This window comes from Aureliella helgolandensis (assembly GCF_007752135.1).
Taxonomy (GTDB): domain Bacteria; phylum Planctomycetota; class Planctomycetia; order Pirellulales; family Pirellulaceae; genus Aureliella; species Aureliella helgolandensis.
This window is the reverse complement of record NZ_CP036298.1, coordinates 5,133,152-5,159,500: the sequence shown is the minus strand read 5'-3', so window position 1 is coordinate 5,159,500 and position 26,349 is coordinate 5,133,152. Positions and strand designations below refer to the sequence as shown.

Sequence of the window (26,349 nt, the reverse complement as noted above, 5' to 3'; positions counted from 1 at the left end):
CTTGGTGCTAAGCAGGAAATGTTTCGAGAGTGTGTAAGTATGCAAGTAAGTGCACCCTGAGGGTTGCGTTTTTCGAAGGTTTTTTCACAGGGTAGCTGTATTGCTATCGGTTCTTTATGTCCAGTATCATGGTCTGCGTTACATCGCACTAGGTCTCTTTCATCCCACCAAGCATCTTAAGAGTCGTCTTATGTCGAAGCAGTATTATCAACTCTGGATCCTCAGGATTGCCATTTTTCTACTAGCGATCCCATCTGGTCTAGTGTATTCCGCAGAAGGGCAACGCCATGTCGTGGTGGTCAGCTTAGACGGCTTGGCTGCTTTTTTGGTAGACGATCCCAATGTCCCGCTGCCAACGATTCGCCGACTGGCGCGACAGGGAGCCATTGTTGATGGTGGAATGATCGTGTCGAATCCTTCCGTTACCTGGCCTAATCATACGACGCTCATTACGGGGGTACGGCCCGAAAAACATGGTGTACTTGCCAACGGTGTCATCGTTCGCGGGGCGAGTGGGGTTCCGACAGTCATCGATCCACGACGCGACCAAAGTGATCTGGTTCGATTTCCGACACTGGTGGACGCCGCCCATGCAGCGGGACTTTCAACTGCTGAGATCAACTGGCCATGCACGCGCGGTTCTACAACCCTAGGTGATCAATTTCCGGACGTGCCTGAGGCACTACAACACACCACGCCTCGGCTGCGTTCGGAGCTCGTAGAATTGGGATTGTTGGAGGATGAGACCGATGCATCGTTTCGAAAGTTGAGCAGCGTCGGAAAGGATTATGTTTGGACCGAAGCGGCCTGCCACCTGATACGAGAGCGTAAGCCCAACTTACTGCTTGTGCACCTACTGAATGTCGATAGCACGCATCATGCGGTTGGGCCGCAAACCGCAGCTGGATATACAGCCAACGCGTATGCAGATATGTGCCTCGCGCGCATCGTGGATGCCATCGATGAGGCGGGGATTCGAGAGCAAACCACGTTGATCGTTGTTTCGGATCATGGATTCGCGCGGACCCCTCAGGCCTTGCGACCCAATGTCATCTTGCGACAGGCTGAGTTGCTGAAAGTCGATGCCGGGAAAATTAGCGAAGCCCGTGTGCATGTGGTTCCGGAAGGAGGGATTGGTTTAGTCTACTGTACGCATCCAGGTGAGGCTCAGCGTGACGCAGAGGCTTTCAAGGACAGATTTGAGGGCATGGAGGGTGTGGCTGAAGTGATTCTGCCTCAACGATATGCCGAAGTTGGCTTGCAACATCCCCGGGAGTATCCTCAATCTCCCGACGCCATTCTGGTAGCCAAGGATGGTTACGCCGTTTCGGCTTCTGCCGATGGAGACACCTTTATTGCGTCTAACACAGAAGCCAAGACGTCTCTGGGAACTCACGGCTTCCTTTCCACCTTGCCCAAGATGAAGGCCATGTGCATTCTTTCCGGAGCCAATGTCCGCCCTGGAACCAAGCTCGAGACCATTGAAAATATTGACGTTGCTCCCACGATTGCGCACCTGTTAGCGGTGGATTATCCATTGGCGGATGGCCACGCCTTGAAGACAGCATTGACGCGATGACCTGGGGGAAATGGAGTTCGATCGTTTCGTGACGCAAGTTTCGTAGCTTGTAGAGCCGAAAGAATAGGAGCAAATCTTGTCAGGATTGAAGTGACTCGGTATTGTTAAAATTCTGGAGCGTGTCAGAATTTGCTAGCGGAGGTGTGCCTCCCTCAAACCGTCAGAGCTACCCACCCGGCATTTCGTTTTAATCGCCGTTGTGAACGGAAGGAAACGCATTGTGGGACCAGACGGTTGTGATCGATGTGCTGCGTTTGTTCTTCTTTGGTTTGCTAAAGTCAGATCTCCATGTTTCTGATCGGTTGCCGTTTCAGATTTCTCGCGCGTTTGCTGGCTGTCTGGTGCCTTGTGCTCAGCTTGCTAGGTAGCTCCGTGCACTCGCAATCGCTCGAGGACCCAGCGTGCGCAACTCATCTGACGGCATTCGTGACCCCAGTCGTTGAGTTTTCGGATACTGCGGTACAACCGAGCACCCATCTCCTGGCGCGGGAGCATTGGCAAGGTAGGGCCTTGGCTTTTTCTCCGAGTGTCCTTGTCATCCAGTCAGCGTTCTGCCAAGGACGCGTCTTACCGGCTGAACGGCATTTGCCGCCACCGGTTTCGCTGCTGTCACTCGGAGTCGCGCTTCGGCTGTGATGCTTTCTTGGCGTTGCGCTCTGCACGCCCCAAGCCCGAGTTGAGCCTGGTAGGAATCCGACGCTGGATTTCTTCGTGCGCTGAACCTTCTTCCATTTGAGACTTTCACTTTCGACGTCGAATCGCGTCCATGTCTCACGCTGCGCGGTACCGACTCACTCCAGGTTTGCTTCAATTATTGATAACATGCACAAGCGTATCGAAAATGCTAAAACACCCAACGACTGTAGAAGCCACCAGTTCCTTTCCAACGAAAGCAACAGTTCATGCCGCTGACACCGGAGTGCCCTTCCCCTGGGACCCCAAACTGCGAAGTATCAAACAACTAACGGATCGAGGCGAATACAAACTGGCACTCGAACGATTATCGAAGTCGACCTCAGATCATGAATCGATGAATTGCCGGGGCGTTTGTCTGCTGCGGATGCGCGAGTTTTCCAAAGCGATCGGTCCACTCCGACTCATTGCGTTGAACGCCAGCACGTTTCGTGTGCACGATGAAGTCGCCAAGCATATTAAACTCAATTTTGCATTGGCGCTATTCTTTGGGGGAGAGGCGGCAGGTGGACTCGAAACGCTCTCACAAATTGATGGTACTGAATCGGATCCTTCGGCAATGATGATGCGCCAACAAGCCCGGCAGTGGTCCTCCAGCATGAGCTGGTTTCGCCGGCTTGACTGGTACTTAAACCGGATCGCGCCTAAGCAGGGGCCAATCGCGCCGGATGAACCGGTCGGTCGCTTCGTCTGGGATCTCGACCGCACTGAGTGACTCGTACAGAACATGTCGTGGTTTTAGTTTCGACAAGTTGGACTTTGGCGCGGAGTGCACTCGGATCATGAAGCTCAAGCAAACTCAAGCAAAGTTGCCGCAAACTTTTTACCAGAGGTGGAGTCTGGCGATTGTCGTTGCGACACTCGTCTTTCTACCCTGGGTCATGTACTCAGCCGGTAAAGCGGTGCAGAGCAACGTGAATCGAGTGGAGGATTGGCTTCCGAAGTCTTTCGAAGAAACTCAGAATTTAGCTTGGTTTCGCCAGCACTTCGCGTCGGACCAGTTCGTTATTGTCAGCTGGGAGGGCTGTCGCCTGGGCGACCTGGATGCAGCCACCCCCGATGATCCACGACTGGAAATTTTAGCAGAACTGCTCGTGCCCTCCGATTCTCAAAATATGGCAGGGGAGAGGAGAGCTACGGGGGGGGAGGCGGAATTGTCGGCTGCCGATCAAGAAGCGCGAAAGCGCTATTTTAAGTCGGTCGTGACCGGCAGACGCATTCTCGATCGACTGACCAACCCACCGCTGAATCTATCTGTGCAAGTTGCCAACCATCGACTTCAGGGATCCATGATTGGGCCTGACGGGAGCCAAACTTGCTTGATCGTGACACTGCATGACGCGGCTGTTGCTGAATTGAAGCAAGTCCTTGGGACGGGACAGAAACGGATTTTTCGCGAGAATGTACCGCCAGGCCTGCTGCGTCGGTTGATCGCTCAAGCGGGAATCGCCAAGGTTGATGTCCATCTGGGAGGCCCGCCTGTCGACAACCATGCCATTGATGAAGAGGGGGAGCGTACGCTCATCCGACTGGCTGGTCTGTCGGGACTGCTGGGGCTCGGATTGGCATGGTGGTCGCTACGTAGCATTCCATTGACCCTGATTGTTTTTTTCTGTGGAGTCATGAGTACGGCTACTTCCCTAGCAATCGTGGGGTGGACCGGCCAGAATTTCGACGCGATTCTGATGTCCATGCCCTCGCTTGTGTATGTGCTAGCGATCTCAGGTGCAGTGCATCTGGTCAACTACTATCGAGAGGCGGTTCAAACTCAAGGTCTCTATGCGGCGGCCGAACGAGCGGTCCAGCACGCTTGGAAGCCGGCTTTGCTCTGCTCGGTGACTACGGCAGTTGGCTTGCTGTCGCTATCGGTCAGCGAATTGGTTCCCATTCGTAAGTTCGGCATCTATTCAGCAGCCGGTGTCATGAGCCTGGTGCTGATCGTCTATTTTTTCCTGCCTGCCGCACTACAGCTTTCCAGAATAGGACGGTATTGGCTTCTACGCCCTGAGCATTTAGCTTTGGGCACCGGCGCGGAGAACAAGACCGCGTCCTACTCGGAGCGTATATGGGAGGTGGTGGCAAGGTTTATCGTGGGACATTACCGCAGCGTTGCCGCGTTGGGCATCTTGGTCACCCTGGGGGTTGGCTTTGGCTTGCGGTATACCGATTCCAATATCGACCTGCTGAAACTTTTTGATTCGCGCGCGAAGATCTTGCAAGACTATCGGTGGCTGGAAGCGAACCTTGGCAAACTAGTGCCACTGGAAATCGTAGTGCGATTTCCAACCAACCTACAACTCGAAAATGAGCAACAGGCTGGAGATGAATACGACTGGAGTGCGTTGAGCTTCGTGCAACGATTGGAGACGGTGACTCGCCTGCAACATCTGATCGAGCAAAAATTTGGCCCAGGGGGGCAGGACTTGGTAGGTCCCTCGCTCTCGGCCGCCTCGTTTGCACCGAGTCTACCCGCCGCCAACACTGGCAATTTCGGTTTTATCCAGCGCAAGGCGCTGAATGCCCGACTGCGGAGGAGTCGAGGCGAGTTGGCAGAGGCCGGATTCCTTAAAATTGATGCGCAGGATGGTAGCGAACTGTGGCGAATCAGCCTCCGTGTCGCGGCATTCCGCGATGTTGATTACGGGCAATTCGTACGTGAGCTGCAGGGGATCACGCAACCATTATTGGAGGCTTACCATATGCGGGCTGAAGTTCTCTCAGAGCTTGCGCGACTGGCTCCAGACAACTCTCCCGTGGGAAAGCAAGTTATGCTTTGGAGCCATTGCGGCGGTGAGTACTCCCAACAGCAGACTCACGAGACGTTCCAGATGCTCCTGATCAGCCTCCTGGAGGAATACCGGTGTGAAGTACAACTCCTTACCGAAGACCCGCGCACCAAGCCGCTCAATGATCTCGAGCTGTTGAGCAAGCTCGACGCGGTTGTCTTGTTTGGCGACTTCACCAATGCCGATGTGGGGCTGGTAAGAGCAGGCGTGCCAGATACCATCGATGCGCGGTTCAACGTCGATTTCGGTGGATCCCCCAAACGACCAGACACCGGTGCGAAAGACTTAGGAGATTTAAGCGCCATCTACACAGGTGTGGTGCCGATTGTTTACCAAGCCCAGCGCGCACTGCTCAACAGCTTAGTGGAGAGTACGTGGTGGTCGTTCTTGACCATTACTCCTATCATGATGCTGGTTTCGCGTAGTTTTCTAGCGGGCGCCGTGGCCATGCTGCCCAATGCCGTGCCCGTGTTGTGGATTTTCGGCGGAATGGGATGGCTGGGCATTGAAATTGATATCGGCTCGATGATGACGGCCAGTATAGCACTCGGTGTAGCGGTGGATGATACCATTCACTTCTTAGCACGCTATCGTGAGGAACTCACTCACAGCTCGAATCGGCAAGAGGCGATTGTCTCCACCTATAGGCATTGTGCAGTGCCAACGCTTCAAGCAACACTCATCAGCGGACTTGGGTTGTCGGTGTTCGCGTTCAGCACCTTCACGCCAACGCAGCGTTTCGGCTGGCTGATGCTGTGCATTTTGGTAGCGGGGGGCATCGCCGAACTGGTGCTTCTACCGGCTCTACTCGCGAGTCCTTTGGGCCGACTCTTCTCGGTCCATAGGCATCCCTCAAAGACCTCGCTTCTGCTCGATCGCCTGTACCGCAAGTGGCGATGCGATGCGGCGATGGATGCATTGCAAGGTCCCTCGCAGCCTCATTGCGAGAACGCGAGTCAACGAACACTGTGAGCAACGAACATCCTACGTGAGGGATGCGGTAAAACAACGTGTCCTATTTCTCGCTCAACGGTATGTCGCGGAATGCCTCATGGCATGCCTTACAGTTGCGCCCAATGGCTTCTGTCTTTGACTGTAGGGCTTGGAGTAAATCGGGAGACGGCTTGGCCACCGCCCCTTCCCTCAATAGTTCTTCGAGTTCCAGAGTGGCCGTTTCCGATTCTCTCAGCATCGTTTGGAATGACTCCGGTTGCGTTTGCGTTTCTTCCGTGCGAAGCAGTTCGGTGAACTGTTCGCGCAGCATCAACGCGACATGAGCCGGCTCCAGGTCGGGATGATCCGAGGGACTGCTCCAGTGAGCTGCAGCGACCGCGTGCAGTTGCTCGTACAGATGGTCGATTTCAATCATCGCATCGGCCATGGGAGGTATCGCGACCGCTTCAGGAAACTCCGATGGTAGGGCATCGAGCACTGTGGGGGCAATCGGCAACGCTCGTTCAGCCGCTTGGAATAGTCCTCGATAGCTGGGACTTGTTCCCGCTAGAGTTAGTACCTGCAATGCAAGTTCGCGAGGCATTAACCCTGCGGACACGCAAGCGACGCTGGCGGCCGCAGGACTTCGATGTTTACCATGATGGCAGTGAATGTAGATCGGTCCATCAGCATCGCGAACGACCTTGGCCAATTCTTCGATTCGCTTTGCCGGGATTCCATCGTAGCCATGTGGCAAATGAACGTATTTGAATCCAAACTGCCGAGCCGACTCAAGATCCGGCCTTGCGCCATCGACACAGATGATCGTTTTGATACCGAGGTCGGCTAATTCCTGGAAAGCGGCTGTGCCAGCGGGTTGTCCGCCGGAGAAAACTTTCTCATGAACTTGAATCGCATTGGGCAGTAAATCGTTGGGAATGGTTCGTGGGTACTGAGCTGGCTCCTCAATGTCAGAAGTGGTTTGCAGAGCTTCAGCAGTTGGCGGGTGGCTAGAAGTCGCGGGTGTGCATCCCATGCTCCCGGCCAAAACGAATGCCCAGCAGAGAAGCAATGCGCGATGCGACGCAAGCGGGCGAACCATATCCTTTTTAAAGTCCATGCTGGATGATCCAAGAAAACAAGAAAACAAGAAAAAGTTGGAAGATGCTCGCGGTGGTGCAGCTTATCCTACCAGAAAAATGGCGAGGATTTGAAGGTTCACGCGGTGGAACTCCAGCAGCTGTGCGTCAAGGGCTGCCCAAAATGATGGTTGCGGCACTCTAGGTTTTCTGCGGCAATACGCGGCGAGTTTGGGGGGGCAGTTGGCAATGGTTACTAAGAAACTGAATTGAGATTCATTCTTTTCGAAGGCCAGCGAGGGCGACGCGTTGATGATGTAAACTGAGGGGAGGAAAGGTTTTCCGAACGTTGCGTTTCCGGGCTACTCATCGGCCAGGGAACGCTGTAGAAACGGGAGAATCCGTCCGCCCCAGTCTTTTTCATACTAGTTGAATCGAACCTCTTGAAATCACCTACCATGACGAAACAACTCTCGGTGCTTTGGATCGCCTGCCTACTTCTGCCCGGCCTGAGATTGCACGCAGATGACTCCGTCGGTCCCTATATCGGCACGGTAAAGACTACGGAAGCGTACCTGTTGTACCGGCCGGGAAACGAGCCGTCCCAGCTGCGATTGACCGTCATGGATGAACAGGGAGCAAAAGTCTCAGCGGTTGATGTACAAAGCAAAGCCGAGCATGATTTTGTTGCAAAATTTCACGTGGTGGGACTCACACCAGATACCACGTATCAATACCAGGTCGAGAAGCTGGAGTCCGGCGGCGCCAGTCTGGTTGCCGGTGGTGATTCCAGTTTCCATTTCACAACCGTGCCTACCGAACGTGGAGGGCAAGTATTTAAGGTCGCGTTCCTGTCTTGTGTCAACGACTCCACCGATCCGGTTTGGCAGGAGATGTCCAAGCACAATCTTGACCTCTTGTGCTTTGGCGGTGACACCCCGTACGCCGACACTGGCAATCTTGCCGATCTCAGAAACAAGCATCGACATCTGCTCCAGCGTCCCGAGCTGGCGACGCTATGCAAGAGCGTACCGCTTGTCGGTACCTGGGACGACCACGACTTTGGTAAGAACAACGGCAACGGGAAGAGTGCGGCCGGATTGAAAGAAAACACGCGGCGCGCGTTTGTCGAATACCGCGCGCAAGCGCAGTACGGTCACGGAGACGAAGGCATCTACCAGAAGGCTGATGGGGGCGCGCTGGAAGTGTTCTTACTCGATGCACGGTGGTTTTCTCAAACGGAACCCTCCCCCGCTGATCCGAACCAATCTACCTGTTTTGGCAAAGAGCAGTGGCAGTGGTTGTTGAATAGCCTCCGGCGGAGTGAAGCTCCTTTCAAAGTTCTGCTGCAGGGACAAATTTGGCAAGACAAAAAGAATAGCGAAACCGATGACATGCACACATACTACGCGGAGCGTGATGCGTTGCTGGATTTTATCAAGCACGAGGGAATCTCCGGTGTCGTATTGGTCGGTGGCGATATTCATGTCTCGCGTTATTTGGTACATCCTCAGCGTGTTGGCTATGATTTGCACGACTTCATCATCTCGCCAGGCCATACCAGCGTCATTCCTACGCTCAATGTCTACCATCAAGATCTCGAATGGTCGCGCGTCAAGCCAAACCAGTTCCTGACCATGACCGCTGATACCACGCGCGCCGTCCCGGTTCTAACCGTGAAGTATCTGGACAAAGATGGGCAAGAAAATTTCACCAAGACGATAACCTACGACCAGCTCACAGCCACACCTGACACGGGCATTCTCCAGGACTTGCGTGCCTACTGGAGTTTTGATGGCGATACCAAGAATCGTTCCAAGCTAGGCAGCCGCCTTGACGGGGAACTGATTGGCGGTGCCACGGTGAACAGCAATGAGGGAGTGCGTGGTGGTGCGTTACACCTGTCTCGTTCGCTAGGGCAGCATCTGAGCGTGTCACGTTCGATGCTCGATGACAACGCCCCAAGCTATACGGTTTCGAGCTGGATTCGGCCAGCCTCACTCCCCGATCATGGCAGCCAGGACCGCTGCTTCATTCTGGAAAGCAATGTCACGAATCACTGCAATTTGCCGAAAGCATCTAACAGCGGGTATGCAATCTCTGTTGGACTTAGGGCATGTACCGATGCCGACAAGATTAACCTACAGCTGTATACCGAGACGCTTGTCCCTCAGCCAGCCGGTTCGCAGCGTTCTCCGAGCAGTAAGCCTCAGGGGGGATTCGACTGTTTGCTGGAACGCTCTCTATTCTCCGATTGGACGCATGTTGCCGTTACGTTTGATTCAGAGCACTTGCAGCTGTACATCAACGGAGAGCTGGGCAATGTCTATGCCTTGCCCATTACCGGGCCAATCGCAGAATTGGGTGGTTTGGTCATCGGTGGCCACCGCGCCGGAGAGGGGCGAAATTTCGACGGCTTGATCGATGAAGTCGCAATCTGGAACCGCGTCCTCTCGGCATCGGAGATCGCCGCGATCTACGACCGGGGCACCGCACAGGACCTGCTCGACAACTGAATCGATGTTTGACAGAGGCGATAAAGGACGTGTCAGAGGATTCGCGTCGCTACTCCAGCGTCAGCCGGTACCCGAAGTTTTACTCCAACTCCAACTCCAACTCGTGCTCGTGCTCCTACGAACCAGAACCAGAACCAGAACCAGAACCAGAACCAGAACCAGAACCAGAACCAGAACCAGAACCAGAACCAGAACCAGAACTGCCCTTCACCTTCCGCCGCGAGTCTCTTGTCGTGGACGCGGTTGCGAGTCCTACGAGCAAGCTGGAGCCGAGTGCGGTTCGTTAAAGTTTAGGCGAAGCGATGCGCGGGAGTTCTTTGTGTGATGAGCAGACTATTACGGGGACTGCAGGGCGACATCGAGGGCGGCTATCGTCTCCGGTGATGGCTTGACACTTCCTGGACGCTTGCCGCTGGCGATTAAGTGTGGCGTCCAGCCGTACTTGTTCTTGTGATTCCAGTGCGTGGGCGAAGCGCCCAGCTCGGTCAGTACTGCAACCGTACTCGGAAAATTACGGTATGCGGCGCCGTGCATGGCGGATTCTTGGTTGCGATCCACGACGTTAGGATCGATTCCCAGCTTGGCCAACATGCGGATCACCGAGTTGACTTCCTCAGGCGTACCTGGTTCTTCTCCGACAGAAACGACTCCGACCCCTGCGGCTGCCATAAGAGCGGTGGTACCATCGGCATTCGTTAGGGTTGGATCGGCGCCCAGCTCAAGCAGAAGGTTTAGAAGCGGAACATCTGCGGTTTTGGCAGCCAACAGAAACGGTGTAGCACCCTTGGGATTGAGTTTTGCTTTGCCGGCTGCACCGCGTGAAAGTTGGAGATTAACCTCTGCGCCAGCTGCTACCATCTTTCGCACAAAGCTAAGGCTGTCGACGGCGCCGGTGATTCGGGGCGGTGGATCACCCGCGGGATTGTCTCCCAACTCGGTCTTGCGGACCCAGGTGATTGCATGGAGTGGCGAAAATCCGCTGCGTTGGTCGTTGGGGTCTGCGCCTCGCGCGACCAATTGCAAAGCGAGCTCGAGGTGTCCGCTTTCAATCGCTAGCATCAATGCCGACATTCCGCGTCGCGGATTACGCCCCCCCTTGCGGTTGGGATTGACCATCGCATTGACGCCCATCCCGGCGTCGAGAAAACGCAGGGTTGCATCGGCGTGCCCGTTGCGCGCTGCAAACATAAATGCAGAGTATCCGGAGCCGCGTAGTCGATAGTCGAAATCCGCGTCTGCATGGAGCAGCGCATCGACTGCGTCTACATTGCCACGTTCTGCTGCCCACATCAGTGCCGTCTGTCCATCAACTTCTCGCGCATCGACCTTCGCTCCGGCTAGGAGCAAGGACGCTAGGATCTCGGCATTCCCATTTCTGGCTGCCAGCATCAGGGGAGTTACTTCACCGAGCCGTGCGCGTTCCACGTCGGCACCTGCTTGGACCAAAAGCTCTGCGCAACGCGGATAACCAAACTCACATGCGAGGCTTAGCGGAGTGACTTGATAGTGTGTTTCTGCATTGACATCGGCCGAGGTTGCCAGCAAGAGTTGGATCGCCTCGGGATGGTTATGGAACACCGCCCAATGCAGCGCGGTGGTACCATCGGGTTGCGTTGCAGTGGGAGGTTCGCCTTGGGCCAGTTGGCTTGCAACGTCGGTCCAACGCTGGTGTTCTGCCAAATCTGGAAGCGTGGCTGGAGAAACACTCGAGCCGGATTCCTGCTGAAACGCAGGTGCGCTGGCGGGGCGGATCGAGCACCAAACGAGCAGGTAGCCGCAGAGGCAAATAACGGTTCTGTTTCTATTCATGAGCTATAGGTTCACTGGATCAAACAGGGAATCGATCTTTCCAGTACTGTCGGCAAATGTTTCGAGCGGAACCCCCACTTTGTTTAGCAGAGTTAGGTGGAGATTCGAGAGGGGCGTTGGTTGATCGAAACGCAGATGCCGTCCGCCGCTTAATCCTCCGCTAGCGCCACCGGCTACAACGATCGGCAGATTCGAGTGATCATGCTTGTCTGGATCTCCCATCCCGCTACCGTACATGTACACCGAGTGGTCGAGTAACGAACCGCCGGCTTCAGGGATTTCATGCATCTGCTGCAGGAAGTCGGCGAAGAGTGAAACGTGAAAGCGATTGATCTTAGCGATCTTTTCTAGCTTTTCGGGGTTGTTTCCGTGGTGCGTTACCGGGTGATGGGGATCGGACACACCAATCTCTGGATACGTCCGTGTACTCGCTTCGCGGGCGAGCTGGAATGAAACCACGCGGGTAATATCGCCTTGGAAAGCAAGCAGCTGCAGATCAAACATTAGTTTGGCGTGATCCGCATAAGCCGTTGGGACGCCCACTGGACGGTCGAGGTCCGGTAGCGGATTGTCCAAGACATTGTCTTCGGCGCGCTGAATTCTCCGCTCTACTTCACGAATGCTTTCCAGGTAGCCATCGATCTTATTGCGGTCCGCTGATCCCACGCGGTTCTTGATACGCTTAATTTCTGACGTCACTGAATCGAGCAGGCTGGCCCGCTTCTTGAGTGCGGCTTGCCGTTGGGCTGGTGTGCCACCCTCTCCGAACAAGCTTTCGAACACGATTCTGGGGTGGGCTTCCGAGGGCAGCGGCTGTGTGGGAGAGGACCACGACAGGCTGTTCTGGTACACACAGGCGTAGCCATTGTCACATTGCCCCACTGTTGACAGCAGGTCCATGGACAGCTCCAGAGATGGAAGTTGCGTTGCTCCGCCAATGTGCTTCGCTGCCACTTGGTCCACCGTAATACCGTTGTAGTAGTCACTACTCTCGGTTCGTTTGGCCCGCGCGGCGCTCAAGAACGCGGAATTGGAAGTTGCATGAGAGCCGGGGTAGGCGTTTTGCAAATCCATGTTGGTTAAAACGGTGACGTGCTCCTTCAGGGCTGAGAGCGGCTGGAGGCTGGAAGGAAGTTGGTCAAGCGTTTCGCCCTGGGGGGTCCATTCGGCGGGATTGTAACCCATCGGGATGTAAACGTAGCCGATCCGCTTAAGCTGCTCGGGAGCTGCTACGGTGGCTGCCGTGGCGGTGAGCGCCGGTAGCATGGCGTCGAGCAGAGGGAGTGCCACGGCGGCACCGGTTCCTCGCAATAAAGTTCGGCGTGAAATCGAGAGGCGTTTCATGGCTCTTTCCTACTCCGCTTGCGAAAGGGATCGCTCAGTGCAATTCCTGTGATGATCGATGATAGCGTGAAATTCTCTGCTTGAGATGCCTTAACGATTCGCCGGACTGCGGGACCGTCATGATGATCCAGGGCTCTGCCCAAAGCGAAGGTCATCAGTTTTTCAGTCAGCGTACGCGCGAATATCTCAGGGCGTTCGAGAATGCCTGCCTCCAGTTCCTCCATGGAGCTGACTACGGTACCATCGGGCAAACTCCCCGTGGAATCGACATGCAGTGTACCTTCAAACTCACGCCAGCGGCCGACGGCGTCAAAGTTTTCGAGCGCAAAACCCACGGGATCAATCAGATCATGGCAACTAGCACAAGCTGGGTTCGCGCGATGCATCGCCAATCGTTCGCGGACAGAACTGGCGGCCAGCGTATTGTTCTCTTGAAGATTGGGGATGTTGGGAGGCGGGGGAGGCGCTGGCGTTCCAAAAATGTTTTCCAGCACCCAGTTCCCGCGAATGGTAGGGGATGTACGCGTCGCATAAGAAGTCACCATTAGCACACTACCGTGGCGGAGGATTCCGCCTCGATGGCTGTCTGGAGCGACCTCTACCCGTCGAAACTGGCTTCCGGTGACACCTGTGATGCCGTAGTGAGTCGCCAGGCGTTCATTCAGGAAGGTGTGTTGGGAGCCGACTAACTCCAACACGCTACGATCGTTATTCAAGACATCCTGAAACAAGAGTTCCGTTTCTTGGCGAAAGGATTCACGGAGATTGTCGTCGAAGTCTGGAAACAATCTAAGGTCTGGGGAGATTGAGTCTAGATTTCGCAAATACAACCATTGAGCTGCAAAATTATCGACCAACGACTGAGACTTGGGGGAGGCCAGCATCCGTTGGACCTGCTCACGCAGTACCGTGTCTTGGTGCAAGCGGTCGTTTTCTGCGAGGTTCAGCAGTTCGGCATCTGGCAGACTGCTCCACAGGAAGAACGAAAGGCGGGACGCTAGTTCGTAGTCGTCGATGGGGCTGGTGGAGCCTGAGGAAGACTGGGAGGGACGGTCTTGTTCGATTCGAAACAGAAAGTTCGGATTGACCAAGATCGCAGTCAGAGCCGACTCCATTCCCTGTTCAAAGCCACCGTCCGCGTAACCTTCATCGAAGAACCGCATGAGTGGTTCCATATCGTCCGAAGTTACCGGCCGGCGATAAGCGCGGAGGACCAGTCGTTGGAGTTGAGAATGCGCATCGGCGCGGGACGCCGAAGGCCTGTTGACGAACTCGCCGAGAACCAAATCGCGGCTAGGAGTTCGTCCAGGGCCTTGAGGGGCAAACGGGCCTACGATGGAAATTTGGTAGATGGCCGGTGTGCGACGTGGATGTCGATGTCGATTGAAGCTTGCATCAAACGGTTGCCGCTTGATTTCCACGATCGAGGAAAAGGTTTTGGGGAAGGTCACACCCACTGTGTGCTGCCCCGCCTCCACTCGAATTTTAGCTTTTAGATGGGAATCCGAATGGGTGTAATCCCGCCGTGTCCAATCGCCGCTACCGTCGGGCGGCGCAACGGTAAATTGGTGGACTGGGGCGCGGTCTACCAGGATATCGATTTGGTGGGATTGATCGAGTCCCTCCACCTTTTCATCGCGATCGCGGGTTAGCTTGAGCTCGATCTCGTATTCCCCTGTTTGCGGGAAGTGTTGTTCGAATACGGTTCCGCCGCGAGTTCCGAAAGGCAGGCCAGCTACATGTTCTTCTTGCGTGCGATCAGCGGGTAAGCGGATCGTGACGCCGATCGGGCCATCCCCGAGCCCCCCAAGTGCCGCGCGACTAATTTTCTGAGCAGCCGATAGATAGCGGTTCAGATGGGTGGGCGAAAGCTCCTCGACCGTGATGTTGTCAAAGCCATGGCTCGATTCATCCTTGGGCAAAAGGCTCTCTGCATCGATCTGAATTTGGAGCAAATCGCGGATTGCATACTGATATTCGAGTCGCGTCATCCGACGCATCCCCCCCACCCTCCCCAACTCGGGAAACTCCAACGCACGACGCTCCAGAATGCTACTCAGCGATTCTGAGATGGCTCGATACTGGCTTTCTTCCGGCCGCTCGGCGTCCGGTGGTGGCATTTGCCGAGTCTCGATTCGCCGCAATATCGTTTCCCATGGGCGGCTATCAAAGTGTTGCTCAGCGAACTGTTCGGTAGAGAAGTCGAAAGTAGCCAGTTCCAAGCCCCCTTCCGCTCCGGGGGGCGAGTGGCAGTCCAAGCAATAGGCCGACACGAATTCGTTCAGTTCCGCCAGTTGCGAGGTGAGCGTTTCGGTGGCTTGGGCTGCCGGGGCGTGCAGGGCGGTTAGCATCAGGCATAGCCAAGGAGCGAGCCCCTGTTGCCGCAATACCAAGACGCCGTTGAGGAGATCCCGTGAAGTCATGGATTTCACCCATTCCGAAATTGTCGCTGCTGAGTGTGCTGCTTCGCGCGTGTGATGGGAGCAGCAGGGGATTTCCCTATAGGACAGCTTAGCAAGCCGCGTACCGCTCGACAATCTTATTCAAGAACGATTTCTGATCGGTTGCCCAATGCTCTTCAGAAAAGATTTCCACTTCGTTCCAGCCAGTGAATCCGGCAGCCTCGACAGCCAGACGAATCTGCTTGAGATGGACGCAGCCGTCCCCCATCAGGGCGCGGTCGGTTAACAGGTGTCGTGTGGGAACCCGCCAGTCACAGAGATGGAAGCCAAATATTCGCTTTGATTTGCCGAGCAGTTCGATCTCACGGTGCAAATCGGGGTCCCACCACGTGTGATAGACGTCGATCGCCACACCCAGCAATGGATGGTTGAGTTGGTCGCAGAGTAGGCGCGCCTCACGCAGTCGGTTGATGCAACTCTTATCTGCTGCGTACATGGGATGCAGCGGTTCGACAGCGAGCTTCAAGCCCGCTTGTGCGGCATCAGCGAGAATAGTTTGGACGCCTTCCTCGACCCAGCCACGCTGCCGTCGCAGCTCGACTCCAGGAGTCGCACCAACGACCAATACGAGACTCTCAGCGCCTACCTCGGCTGCAATTTCAATAAGTTTGCGATTCTCGTCGATGCGCGACTGTCGAACGCGCGAACTGCGGTCGCAGAAGAAGCCCCCGCGAACCAGTGCGGGAACATGCATACCGGCATCGTCGATCCATCGTCTGGCCGTTGAGGGCGGAGTGCTCTTAAGTGCTTCGACCCAGATGCTGATGCCTTGGACGTGTTGCGATCGATAGTGCTCAAGTGCTTCTCGCAAGCTCCACGGTTTGGTGGTGATCGTGTGAATTGCAAGGCGTTGCAGGCTGAGAGCTTGGACGGAGGCGGTAGCGCTGGAAGTGCTCATCAATGGGCCGTCTTGCTGAGGCTTACCCAACGTTGCTCACGGCAAGATGTTTCGCCCGCGTCGGCCAATTCGACGCCGGCAACCCCGTTGCGCAGCGACCAAGGGAAATCACCATCGCCAACCACATGCCGCAAGAACAACTCCCACTGAATCTTGAATGCATTGTCGTAGTTGGTGGAGTCGGGCAACTTCTGCCAGCCGGAGTAAAAATCGATTGGCTGTGCGATATCAGGATTCCATGTCGGCCTGGGCGTTGCTCCAAGATTTTGGATCCAACACTCACGCAGTCCCGCTACGGCAGAGCCTTCCGTTCCATCGACCTGCACCGTCAGCAGATCATCGCGCCTCAGCCGCGTGGTCCACGAACTGTTGAATTGGCAGGTGATTCCGTTATTCAGCACAAAAATTGCATAGGCCGAATCATCGGCCGTACAGGCATAGGGACGTCCCCGCTCGTCAATGCGCTCTGGCAGGTCCGTAGTCGCATGCGCCAATACCCGGTCGATGGTTCCAAAGAGGTTCTCGATCAAGTATTGCCAATGACAAAACATGTCGGTCATCATCCCGCCGCCATCCTCCTTGCGATAATTCCAAGAAGGACGCTGGGCGGTTTGATTCTCTTCGTGGCCGGTAAACACCCAATAGCCAAACTCAGCTCGAACACTGAGGATTTTCCCGAAGAACCCCTGATCGCGCAGCATGCGCAGTTTTCGAATACCGGGTAGCCAGAGTTTATCCTGCACGACCCCATTCTTAACGCCCGCTGCCTCGCATTCGTCGGCAAGTTGACGAGCTTCCACCGCGTCGGTGGCAATCGGTTTTTCGCAATAGATGGCTTTCCCTCTTTGGGCTGCTTGGCGAACGATTGATGCACGCAGTTGTGTGCTGGAGGCATCAAAGACGATGTCAATCTCGGGATCCGCCAAGACCGCTTCGGTTTGAGTGGACCATTCGAGGGGACGTCCAATCTCGCGATGCGCGACCTCCTCAGCCAAATGCCGGAGTTTTTCCGCGTTTCGACCTAGCAGGATGGGCTTAATCTGAATCGCTTCTCCCGCAGTTGTTTGCACTCCACCTTGCCGCATGATCGCCAGGATCGACCGGATCAGATGTTGGTTGGTCCCCATGCGGCCAGTGACGCCATGCATGGCGATGTTAAGAGTCTTCATGAATTTCGTTACTGAAGAAGATATGGAAACGAAGCAGAGTCGCTGAGCCTCAAGCAGGGAAAATTGCTTGAGGCCGTGGGTAGATAGGTCGGGCACGCAGCGGGGCAATCGATCGAGGCTTAGGCCTCAGTCGCCTCGAGTCGCTGTAGAATTTCCTCCAAAATCACAACGTCGGATTCAGGTCGCGTCGGGCTACCAGGAAACGTCTGAGGCGTTTTGATCCACCCACGAGCGTGCAGGAACTGAGCCGCGTTGTGCTTATAGGCCGGTACCGGAGTGCGGAACGCAAAAAAGCCCAAGTACTGCAGTAGATCATTCAACTCGTAGAAGCCCGTGTCACCCGCGGCCCACATGGCATCCCGCCGGGCAAAGGCCTCCGGTGCAAAAGTACTGAGCCCCAGCAAATAATCACTACCGTACATCACCATGTCGATGGCGAGGTCGTTGCCAGTTAGAACGCGAAAATCAGGGCGTTGCTGATCACGCAATGCTAGGCGTTGCCATTCGAGTTCTCGGCTCAATGACGAATGCTTGGCACCACGGCACTCCGGAATTGCCATCAAGCCCGCGTAGACTTCGAGGCTATAGATCTTTCCGAAGGGGGCAAACATCTTTCCTAGCTCAAACCCCAGGAAGTCGCCTGCGTGAGATCCTATCTGCTGATAGGAGGAGACAATTCCATCATCAGATTGATTCGTTAAACCAAACGATTGGAAAATGATGGGAGTGCCACCAAACTCTTGAATCTGATCGAGTCCAGTGCGGTAAGCATCGAAATTGAACTGTGAATCTGGAACGTCTTGGACAAATACGCCCGCCACAAATTCACGCCCCTCCATGAGCTGCTGAGTCTCGCGGAGCGCGCGTTGACGCACGTCTTCACCGATCAAATTTGCGTAGCCTGTGTCCATGTTCACCGCGGGAATCAATCCAGCATCGGCGGTGCGCGTCACGTGGTTGCGGAAGCCGTCCCAATCAATTTCCGACTCGCTCAGGAGTGGGAGCAGGATGGCCGACATGCCAGTGATGGAGCGGCGTGGGCGAATGGTGCGCAATTGGTCAAAGGAGCGTGTCAAGGTTCGGTGTCCTGCGGAGGCGTGAATTGAAGTTGCTGGGAACTCATGGTTGCAGAAACCCGTACACCTCGCGCGGCAATTTGCGCATCGCGGACTTGCATTTCGGGCATTTCTGGCGAAGATCGCAATTGGCGGGTTGCAGATCGCTTGCAGTGCCCCCGGGTAGTCCCACACAGAAAGCGTTTTGTATGACAACTTTTTCCAGCGCACGCCGTGGCCGTCCGGTTCCTGAAACGATGCTGGATTCAGGTATTTGGGTGTTTGAGAGCCGGCATGATGAGCATTTTATAATGGCCGAAACCCAACATCACTTTCCGAAACTGCTGTATTTCCGAGAAGGGCGAGGGGAAGTTATTGCAGACTGGCCAGGGGAGAGCCCTCAGAGTGTGAATTGCGTTTCGGGCGATTGCCTCTTGATTCCCATCCAATTGAGGCACCGGATTGTCGATCACCCCGCACATCCTGTTTCGCTTTACGGTCTGGCAGTCGATCCGCAAAGGATTGCGGGTGTCGGTGAAATCGAACCCCTACTTCCCTCCGGAAAACTCTCTGCACAGCGCGCTTGGCAATTGGGGATTGAGCAGCGTTTGCGGAAGCTGCTGTACTTAGTGGCTCAACCTAGTCCCGCCTACCGCATCGCAGCCGTAGCTGGCGCCATGGATGTATTCGCGCAGCTAGCGATGGCCGAACAGCCGTCGCACTTCGGTGATACCGCGGCCGCATCGGATCAACTCGATGACGGTCGCACGGGGGCCATCGATGAGTATCTGCGCTGGTTGCACTCGAATTTCTTCGAACCGGTTACGATCGACCATGCTGCGCAAATTTGCAGAATGTCACGACGGAAATTCACCGCAGATTTCCGCCAGAGAACAGGGGGGACGTGGTTGGCCTATGTTCACGAATTGCGAATCTCGCATGCCATTGGCCTGCTGCGAGAATCGGACAGCAAAGTTGCGTCTATCGCCTTCCAATCTGGTTTCGAAGATGTTTCGACGTTCTATCGAACACTCAGACGGTTGACCGGAAAACGCCCGCTCGATTATCGCACTGAAATGGGCAATTCTTAAAGCCGCGTACGTTTTCAATCGTGGGGTACTTGGTCTAACGTTTGTTGGTGAACTACTGGTGTGGTCGCCGCAACTTGATAGACATCCGTCTGCGGGTAGGTCGCATACCAACCGTACCATTCGGCCTGTAACCCAAAGATCGCAGGCAGTTGCTTGCCCACGTAAACCCCCTCAATGCAGATGCCGTCTTGCGAAAAGATCGAGCTGGTGTGATGATCGACCAATTTGCCTGAAGCCGTCGCCGAAAATGCTAAGACTCTGTCCTCAAGAATTCGTAAGTATCCAAAGGCACTTCGATTCGCTCTATCGAATCCAATGACAACTGGAGATTCGCCTACATAGTCGTTGATGACTGCTGTCGAATTCTGCAATTCCTCAAAGGGGTATGCCTTGACTGCTCCCAAGCTTGCCGGCTTACCATCCCATAGGGCAACGCCGTAGACCATTGCGTTGGCGGGATATCTGCTACTCGTGACTTCAATTGTTTGTGCAAGGGCAGGAGGAAGATCATCCTGTCCTTTTTGGAATTTGGAGGAGGTTGTGAAGCGAGTGGCTGGGGTATTCAGCATCACGACGGTTGTTTCTGGATGTGCGTCCCTCCAAGACTTCCAGGTTACGTGTCGCACATTGATGGGCGATAGCTGGTTTCCTTTAAGCCTACCGTCAATACATTCACCTGTCAGATGAAGCCACACGGATTGAGTTTGGGCATCGTTGATCGTGGCCGTGGCTTGCCAAGCACCGTGCAGCGAGAAGAGTGCTCGCTTGGCATTGATCGTTGCCATGAAAGCGGTTCCCGATGAGCAGAATCCGCAGTAAGTAACGACCACTGAATGCCCTGCAATACGATCGTTAATTACGTGATGATAATAGAGAGTCGGGATACTGTACGCTCTCGCAACTTTTTCAATTAAAATTCCGAGAACTTCGCTATCTTCCTCCAGGGAAACCGTTTCTGGGGAGAATATTTCAGGATCCGTAAGTGGCGGTACTAGTCCTGGTTGCCGCATGAAACGCGACGCGCTGTAGCGAGAGCTCTCCGAATTCGAGAAAACACGCTCATCACTATTCGGCGACTGGCGTTGCGTTCGTTTCGCTGGCGTGGCTATTTCCCCTGGTTCTGGTTTGGTGGGATTGCTGGCATCTTGCGGATTGCTGCAACCCATTGCGATGAGGAAGACGCTAAGCGTGCAGCAAAGCATTCCACGGAACGCGAGTGGATGGGGCAACGGCGGGTGGAAGTCGATGTTGGCAACGGAGTGAACCATTAAATCCTCCGCATAGCATTTTCTGGACGATTGGAGTGCGAGAGTGCGAGTATATCGACGCTCAATGCCATTTGTCGGTGCGGATTCTAGAGCGGTTTGACTTGGTGTTGTTTTATGCTCGCTGAAAGAGGGAATTGCCAGGAAACTTACATCGTTGCAAGGTGTTTTGGCGATGTAGGCTTAATGTCTGACGGCCGTAATGTTTGATCGTGCAGGTGCAGTAAGATGTGCGTTTTTGCAGCTCCTGCCGTCCAAGAGAGAATGCTCTTGGTAAATCCATTGCCCCTCAGGAATTTTGCGGCTGGAGTGGGGAAGGAAAGTGGCCGTCGCGTATGCAGCTTTGCGTCGGGGCCGATCGCTGCCTGGCGAGCAACACTCCGCCGCCGCGAAGGTTGTTACATGCGCACCAGAGCATTGAGCGTAAAAGCACCGAAGGTGGACGCGATTAAGGACCCCATGCAAAAGACCAAACTGCGTTTCGGGCCAAGCTGAATCATCCACACTCCAAGCACCAGTTCTAGACTCGCAACTGTGAGGAAAAGCCAGGGTGCACTGTGGGAACTCTGATGGAATAGAGTGGCAATCCACAAGGATGGAAAGAATGCGGGAAGCGCGACTGCCATTAGGATGAATGTTGAGGAGCTGTGGCTGGCTTGGTCCGGGAATAAGATCCATGCATAGGGGAGGTACATACACGCAAGGAGTGCCGCGATTCTCCACCTGTATCCCGCAAACAAGAACCCGATGCGTCCGGCGTAGCACAATAGCAGCGCATAGATGATCCCATTGGCAACCAGCAGCGGGCTGTCGTGGAAAACTGCGAAGCAGAATGCAGCCGCGGTCGTGATCCCTAGAATCGTGCGGATCTTAAATCGAAAGCCCTGGCGTGGACGTTCCCGAAAATCGTCTTTGGATAAAGGCAGCCAAGGCAGCAGCAGGCAGAAAATACCGCCCAGAACTAGAATGGCTACGGCGGTCTGCGGGACCAGCGGCGACGGACGACTCTGATCCGCGCCCGTCCAGTCGTAGTAGGCGGGCATCGCTAGCCCCACCAGCAGGCTCACGACGATCAGGCTCAAGAAATAGGGCCAACTGGGCATAGGGTTGAGAGACCGCATGGAGTCACCTAGCCGCAACTCTCCCGGTTTTTCATCCAGAATACCGGAAGAGCTTGGAGAACATTGAGCTGCGCATTTCGACGCTTGCAAATTCGGCTAGGGAAGGACTACCGTTACCAATTTCTGAGTCGACTCTGGTTTTCCAACTAGCAAGACTGCATGCGTTGCATCCAGCTTGTCCATCTGCAAGACATCTTGGAAGGCTTCGACCGTTTCGAAGGGTTGACCGGCGGTTCCTCCTCCACCGACTGGTTCGGTGAGGCCCGGTGCCGCATTCAAATTTTCAGTGCTGATCTTCATGACTCCACGAGCCGAGTTGCTCATGAGGAGGTGCGACGCGTTGTCCTTCATGTAGACGATCAAATCGAGGGGGCGATTTCGATTGCCGAGTTCGGCGATTGTCGTACCGCGAACTTTGTCTCCGCCATTGAGTTGGTCGATGGGAAATCGCACGAGTGGTGTGCAAGTAAATCCGGCGAGCAGCGAAGGCTCACCCGCGATATTGATCGGAACGAAGGTTTGAATCGTGGGGGATTCAACACGTCCATGCGCTGCATGAAAGATCTCAACATTCGTTACATGCGTGTTTTCGGCAAAAGGGAAAGGGAACTCGCGGACGCTGGAATCCGAGTCCTCTTGAGTCAGGCCCGAAACGAGGACTTTGCCATCAAAGAAAGCTAAATCAGTAATGGACTCGAGTCGGCGATTGCGCCGGCGACGTCCCTCGCCCGTTTCCTCGTCGGCTGGAGCATTGGGGATGACCTTCTTGGCATGCAGGATCTTAGCCGTATCAATCGTCTGAGCGGAGCCGTCGGGCAAGATTCGGAAGAGTCCTACCGCCCCATCGACCTCGGCGGACAAAATCACGATCTGTCGCGTCGAGTCAGCAGCCAAGTCACCGAGTTTGACTTTGTCGGAAGTTGTATTGGCTGCTTTAGCGATGGCGGCTTGAACATCGGCGACTTCAACCTGGGAATTGCCCGAATCGGTCGCATCCAATTCAATGGCATAGACGGTGGCAGCCTTGGGGTCGCCTACAAGCAGGATGCCTGATTCGGCAAATGCCATCGGACCGATGGATTCGATCTTGATCTGTCCCGGCGCCATGCCTGGACGAGCTGCCTCGGTGGTTGCTGCGGAACAGACCACGCTTACGGCCGCGACTACCGCTAGAAAGCGACCCAGTGAGTGTTTAGTACTTTGCATCTCAACCTCTGCATTGAAAAACATTGGAATCGAAAGTGGAGCGGGCGCCGTGCCCGTCGCCCGCATTCTAGCAAATGCAATGGTCGTGGGGGCACAGCTGAGGTCATTGTCGCGAAGTTCCCGGCTGTAGGCATCGCTGTGGTTTGTTACACTAGGCCGCTCGCAGCCTAGTGTTGGAACCCCGCTAGCATTTGCCTGCCTTCATCCCACCTAATTGCCACCCTCCGGAGCCCCACCATGCATCCAATCACGCGTCGTTCCATGCTCAGTATGTCTGCCATCGGTGCGCTCGCCTTACGCACTGCGAGCGCGGCCGCACCGAGTGATGTACCTAGTTTTTCTGTCGATTCGATCCGCACCATTAGTCTGCAATCCGATCGCTATCATGGGTGGCCTACACTTTGCCGATTGCAGAATGGCGAATTGCTAGTGGTTTGCTCGGGAGGTCGCGATAGTCATATTTGTCCGATGGGACGCGTCGAATTGATACGTTCCTTCGATGACGGCGAAACTTGGACCTATGCGCGCACTCTGTTAGATGGCCCGCTCGACGATCGTGATGCTGGGATCGTCGAGACGCCGCAGGGAACACTGTTGGCTACAACGTTTACCTCTCTGGCTTACTTGCCCAACTATCAGAAAGTGGTGGCACAGGCTCAGGCCAATGAGCCGTTGTCGATGCCGAAAGCACAGTTGGAGCGTTGGTCAGCAGCCTATCGTCGGGTTCCAGCGGAGGAACAGGAGAGTCACCTCGGTTGTTGGATGCTGCGCAGTCAGGATGGCGGACTGAATTGGTCGGCTGCCTATCGCGTACCGGTAAACAGCCCCCATGGTCCCATCGTGTTGAACGACGGCACTCTGTTTTATGCTGGGGTGGCTCTATGGGAAGAGGGACGCGAAGTGGCAGCGTTTGCATCGACCGACGACGGTATGACGTGGGAAAAATTGGCCAATTTTCCCGTGCGCGCAGGCGACAACCACAAGCAGTATCACGAATTGCATGCAGTAGAAGCGGCCGATGGAAGATTGGTGGTGCACATTCGCAACCACAATAAACCCAACGCAGGTGAAACGCTGCAAACACATTCGACGGATGGTGGCAAGTCCTGGGCCACCCCGTACTCGATCGGTGTTTGGGGCTTGCCGTCTCATCTACTCCGGATGTCGGACGATCGTCTGCTCATGACCTATGGACATCGCCGAGCACCGTTGGGCAATCAGGCTCGGGTGAGTGCGGATCATGGGCAAACGTGGTCCGCTGCCATCCCCTTCCATGCCGATGCGACGAGTGGAGACTTGGGCTACCCATCTACTGTCGAGATAGCGCCTCAGTCGTTTGTGACCGTTTGGTATGAGGCGACCAAGGAAAACCCACTGGCGCAGTTGCGGATGGCCAAGTGGCGGTTGAACTAAGCTGCACTGTACAAGTTACGCTATGAAGCCTGCGCACCTTACAACTCCCGGCCCTATGGGAAACGATGGCCGAGAGTTGCCGGGCTGTTGATTTAATCGCAATTTGAATTTTAGCGCGGAGGTAGCATCCTTAATTGACTTGTAGCGGAGGTCATCTTTCCTTGCTCACGCGGCGGGTTACTATTTCAACAGCCCGTCACGCAGCGGGCTACTATTTCGACAGCCCGATGCGCGAGGGGTGCTTGTGGGCCACGGATGCTTGCGGGCCTCAGTGGCGACTGGCGAGCTTAACCACCAGCGGGATCCTTGCCATCGATCCAAGGCCCGGCCGTAGCCATGTAGTCAGGCTCGACCAGTTTGCTGCCGTAGTCACCAGCGGTCCAACCTGGAATGTGGCGAACATCTGCTCGTGCGGCAGAGAGTTCTTCCCACTGTTTCGCCCAACCAGGGTCTTGGGTTGAAATCTTGCGATGCTCCTCGTCCACAAAGAACACGTTGCCTTGACGGTAGCTTTGAGCACCGAGGATGACTACGGCGATCGCTGCCGCGCCTAAATCTGGCGGGTTGTTGCATTTCATCGGCTCATTGGCTTCGCAGGCGTCCAACCAGTTGGCAAAGTGCGCCAGCGTCGTGTTGGCAACTGGTTTGGTTTTAATTCGCTCCTCTTCCTGGCGAACGTGGGTTACGGGGCCACGTTCTGGGATGAAATCGAAACCATCGAACCCTTCGCCATTACCGAAGGCAAACGTTCCGTAGTGACCGCGAATCAACTGATTGATGCGCGATTCTTGATTGCACATGGTCGCGGTTACCAAACCTTGGACTCCCGCGTTGAAGTCGGCAACCACCGTTGCTACGTCGGGCACATCGCGGCCGTCGTACTCCATGAAAATTCCTCCGGCACCGACGACACGGCCCGGCAGTCGCAGTCCGGTGGCCTTGAGCATCGCCGTGGTGCGGTGGACAAAAAGGTCGGTGAACATGCCGGAGCCGAAGGGCCAGAATCTTCGCCACTGCTTGTACACAGCTCGATCGAACGGAACGTCGGGAGCCAAGCCTTCTTTGGTACCGAGCCAGCGCTGCCAATCGATGGTCGAAGGCTTCATGTCCTTCAGCAATTTGTAATAACGCCATTGCCCTACATCGCTGTTGCGGAAGTATTCGGTTTGGAAGCCGAGAACTTTGCCGAGCTTTCCTTCCTGGAGGAGGGCACGAACCTCATCCCACACAGGCAGGCTGGTGGATTGCACGCCAACCTGCATCACTTTTCCGCTATCCTTCCAATGTTTTTCGACGCTGAAAGCTTCTTCGACCGTCTTGGTCATTGGTTTTTCGCAGTAGACGTTCAAGCCTGCTTTGAGCGCATCGACGGTCTGATTGTGGTGCCAGTGGTCGGGGGTTCCGATACAAACTGCATCTAAGTTTTCTTTCTCAATCATTTCCTGGTAGTCGACATACCGGCCAGGCTCGGTTCCCGTTTTATCCTTGATGTAATCGGCAACCATATTTCGCTGCGTCTCGTAGACTTCGGCGACGCCGACCAAGTCAATTTTGCGGCCACTAGCGTGCAGTTCGCACAGTGATTTGACGTGTGCCCCAAAGCCTCGGCCGCCAGGCCCGATGAATCCGATGCGCATCCGCTCGTTCGCATTGGCTGCAGCATGAGTTCGGTGCGTTGCCAGTCCGAGGACGGAGAGAGCTGCGGCAGCGCTCGAGGATTCCTTGAGGAAAGAGCGGCGATTGGCGGGCGGGATTTCGTGCGTCATGAATCAAATCTCATTGAAGAGTGAACGGATTGCGATAAGAAAGTGGCGCATTGCAACTTTCCCAGGGGACGGTCCCCGACGAAATGGAACCAAGATTATAGCTGCAAAATTCCCTAGATGGACGGCTCTAAGGTGCGGTCTGGCGAAGATAGGCGTGTGGCGGA

Annotated in this window: 18 protein-coding genes; 7 read left to right on the top strand and 11 right to left on the bottom strand. The window is 55.1% G+C overall.

The window, feature by feature from the left end; translation table 11 throughout:
* Positions 1-190 precede the first annotated feature (190 nt).
* From Q31a_RS17980 to Q31a_RS17970, 3 genes are all read left to right on the top strand, one after another.
* Complete coding sequence (locus tag Q31a_RS17980) at positions 191-1,579, top strand: alkaline phosphatase family protein (protein WP_145080885.1); 1,389 nt, start codon at positions 191-193, stop codon at positions 1,577-1,579.
* Between the two features lie 841 nt (positions 1,580-2,420).
* Entirely contained in the window at positions 2,421-2,987 is a 567-nt protein-coding gene (locus tag Q31a_RS17975) for a hypothetical protein (protein WP_145080882.1), read from the top strand.
* A 67-nt stretch (positions 2,988-3,054) separates the two neighbouring features.
* Entirely contained in the window at positions 3,055-6,030 is a 2,976-nt protein-coding gene (locus Q31a_RS17970) for an efflux RND transporter permease subunit (protein ID WP_197355375.1), read from the top strand.
* A gap of 43 nt (positions 6,031-6,073) precedes the next feature.
* On the opposite strand, the gene Q31a_RS17965 is transcribed toward Q31a_RS17970, so the two are convergent.
* Positions 6,074-7,111 carry a protein-tyrosine phosphatase family protein gene (locus Q31a_RS17965; RefSeq protein ID WP_145080876.1) on the bottom strand — a complete coding sequence of 346 codons (1,038 nt, stop codon included), beginning with the start codon at positions 7,109-7,111 and terminating at the stop codon, positions 6,074-6,076.
* A gap of 5 nt (positions 7,112-7,116) precedes the next feature.
* On the opposite strand from Q31a_RS17965, the gene Q31a_RS30275 reads away from it, so the two are divergent.
* Positions 7,117-7,275 (top strand): hypothetical protein, encoded by a 159-nt coding sequence (locus Q31a_RS30275; protein WP_197355374.1) that lies wholly within the window; start codon positions 7,117-7,119, stop codon positions 7,273-7,275.
* A gap of 253 nt (positions 7,276-7,528) precedes the next feature.
* Positions 7,529-9,586: an alkaline phosphatase D family protein gene (locus Q31a_RS17960; protein ID WP_145080873.1), complete on the top strand. Its 2,058-nt coding sequence runs from the start codon at positions 7,529-7,531 to the stop codon at positions 9,584-9,586.
* 336 nt (positions 9,587-9,922) lie between these two features.
* Here Q31a_RS17960 and Q31a_RS17955 read toward each other — a convergent pair whose 3' ends face one another.
* From Q31a_RS17955 to Q31a_RS17930, 6 genes are all read right to left on the bottom strand, one after another.
* Positions 9,923-11,395 (bottom strand): ankyrin repeat domain-containing protein, encoded by a 1,473-nt coding sequence (locus tag Q31a_RS17955; protein WP_145080870.1) that lies wholly within the window; start codon positions 11,393-11,395, stop codon positions 9,923-9,925.
* A gap of 3 nt (positions 11,396-11,398) precedes the next feature.
* Positions 11,399-12,739 (bottom strand): DUF1552 domain-containing protein, encoded by a 1,341-nt coding sequence (locus tag Q31a_RS17950; protein ID WP_145080867.1) that lies wholly within the window; start codon positions 12,737-12,739, stop codon positions 11,399-11,401.
* On the bottom strand, positions 12,736-15,162 hold the full coding sequence (locus Q31a_RS17945; protein ID WP_145080864.1) for a DUF1592 domain-containing protein: 2,427 nt from the start codon (positions 15,160-15,162) through the stop codon (positions 12,736-12,738). The genes Q31a_RS17950 and Q31a_RS17945 overlap by 4 nt, the downstream gene beginning before the upstream one ends.
* An 88-nt stretch (positions 15,163-15,250) precedes the next feature.
* Positions 15,251-16,099: a sugar phosphate isomerase/epimerase family protein gene (locus Q31a_RS17940; RefSeq protein WP_145080861.1), complete on the bottom strand. Its 849-nt coding sequence runs from the start codon at positions 16,097-16,099 to the stop codon at positions 15,251-15,253.
* Positions 16,099-17,268, bottom strand: a complete 1,170-nt coding sequence (locus Q31a_RS17935; RefSeq protein WP_145080858.1) for a Gfo/Idh/MocA family protein — start codon at positions 17,266-17,268, stop codon at positions 16,099-16,101. Before Q31a_RS17935 ends, Q31a_RS17940 begins: the two co-directional genes overlap by 1 nt.
* Before the next feature lie 119 nt (positions 17,269-17,387).
* On the bottom strand, positions 17,388-18,344 hold the full coding sequence (locus tag Q31a_RS17930) for a beta/alpha barrel domain-containing protein (RefSeq protein WP_145080855.1): 957 nt from the start codon (positions 18,342-18,344) through the stop codon (positions 17,388-17,390).
* A 188-nt stretch (positions 18,345-18,532) separates the two neighbouring features.
* On the opposite strand from Q31a_RS17930, the gene Q31a_RS17925 reads away from it, so the two are divergent.
* Positions 18,533-19,414, top strand: coding sequence for an AraC family transcriptional regulator (locus tag Q31a_RS17925; protein WP_145080852.1), 882 nt, complete (start codon positions 18,533-18,535; stop codon positions 19,412-19,414).
* A 14-nt stretch (positions 19,415-19,428) separates the two neighbouring features.
* Here the strand turns inward: Q31a_RS17925 and Q31a_RS17920 are convergent, their stop codons facing one another.
* The 3 genes from Q31a_RS17920 to Q31a_RS17910 form a co-directional block, all read right to left on the bottom strand.
* Entirely contained in the window at positions 19,429-20,682 is a 1,254-nt protein-coding gene (locus Q31a_RS17920; protein ID WP_145080849.1) for a DUF3179 domain-containing (seleno)protein, read from the bottom strand.
* A 395-nt stretch (positions 20,683-21,077) separates the two neighbouring features.
* Positions 21,078-21,800 (bottom strand): hypothetical protein, encoded by a 723-nt coding sequence (locus Q31a_RS17915; RefSeq protein WP_145080845.1) that lies wholly within the window; start codon positions 21,798-21,800, stop codon positions 21,078-21,080.
* Between the two features lie 96 nt (positions 21,801-21,896).
* The gene (locus tag Q31a_RS17910) at positions 21,897-23,006 is read right to left on the bottom strand and encodes a hypothetical protein (protein WP_145080843.1); all 1,110 of its coding nucleotides are present in this window, start codon (positions 23,004-23,006) and stop codon (positions 21,897-21,899) included.
* A gap of 237 nt (positions 23,007-23,243) precedes the next feature.
* On the opposite strand from Q31a_RS17910, the gene Q31a_RS17905 reads away from it, so the two are divergent.
* Entirely contained in the window at positions 23,244-24,419 is a 1,176-nt protein-coding gene (locus Q31a_RS17905; protein ID WP_197355373.1) for a sialidase family protein, read from the top strand.
* A 287-nt stretch (positions 24,420-24,706) separates the two neighbouring features.
* Here the strand turns inward: Q31a_RS17905 and Q31a_RS17900 are convergent, their stop codons facing one another.
* On the bottom strand, positions 24,707-26,185 hold the full coding sequence (locus Q31a_RS17900) for a Gfo/Idh/MocA family protein (RefSeq protein WP_145080840.1): 1,479 nt from the start codon (positions 26,183-26,185) through the stop codon (positions 24,707-24,709).
* Between the last annotated feature and the right edge of the window lie 164 nt (positions 26,186-26,349).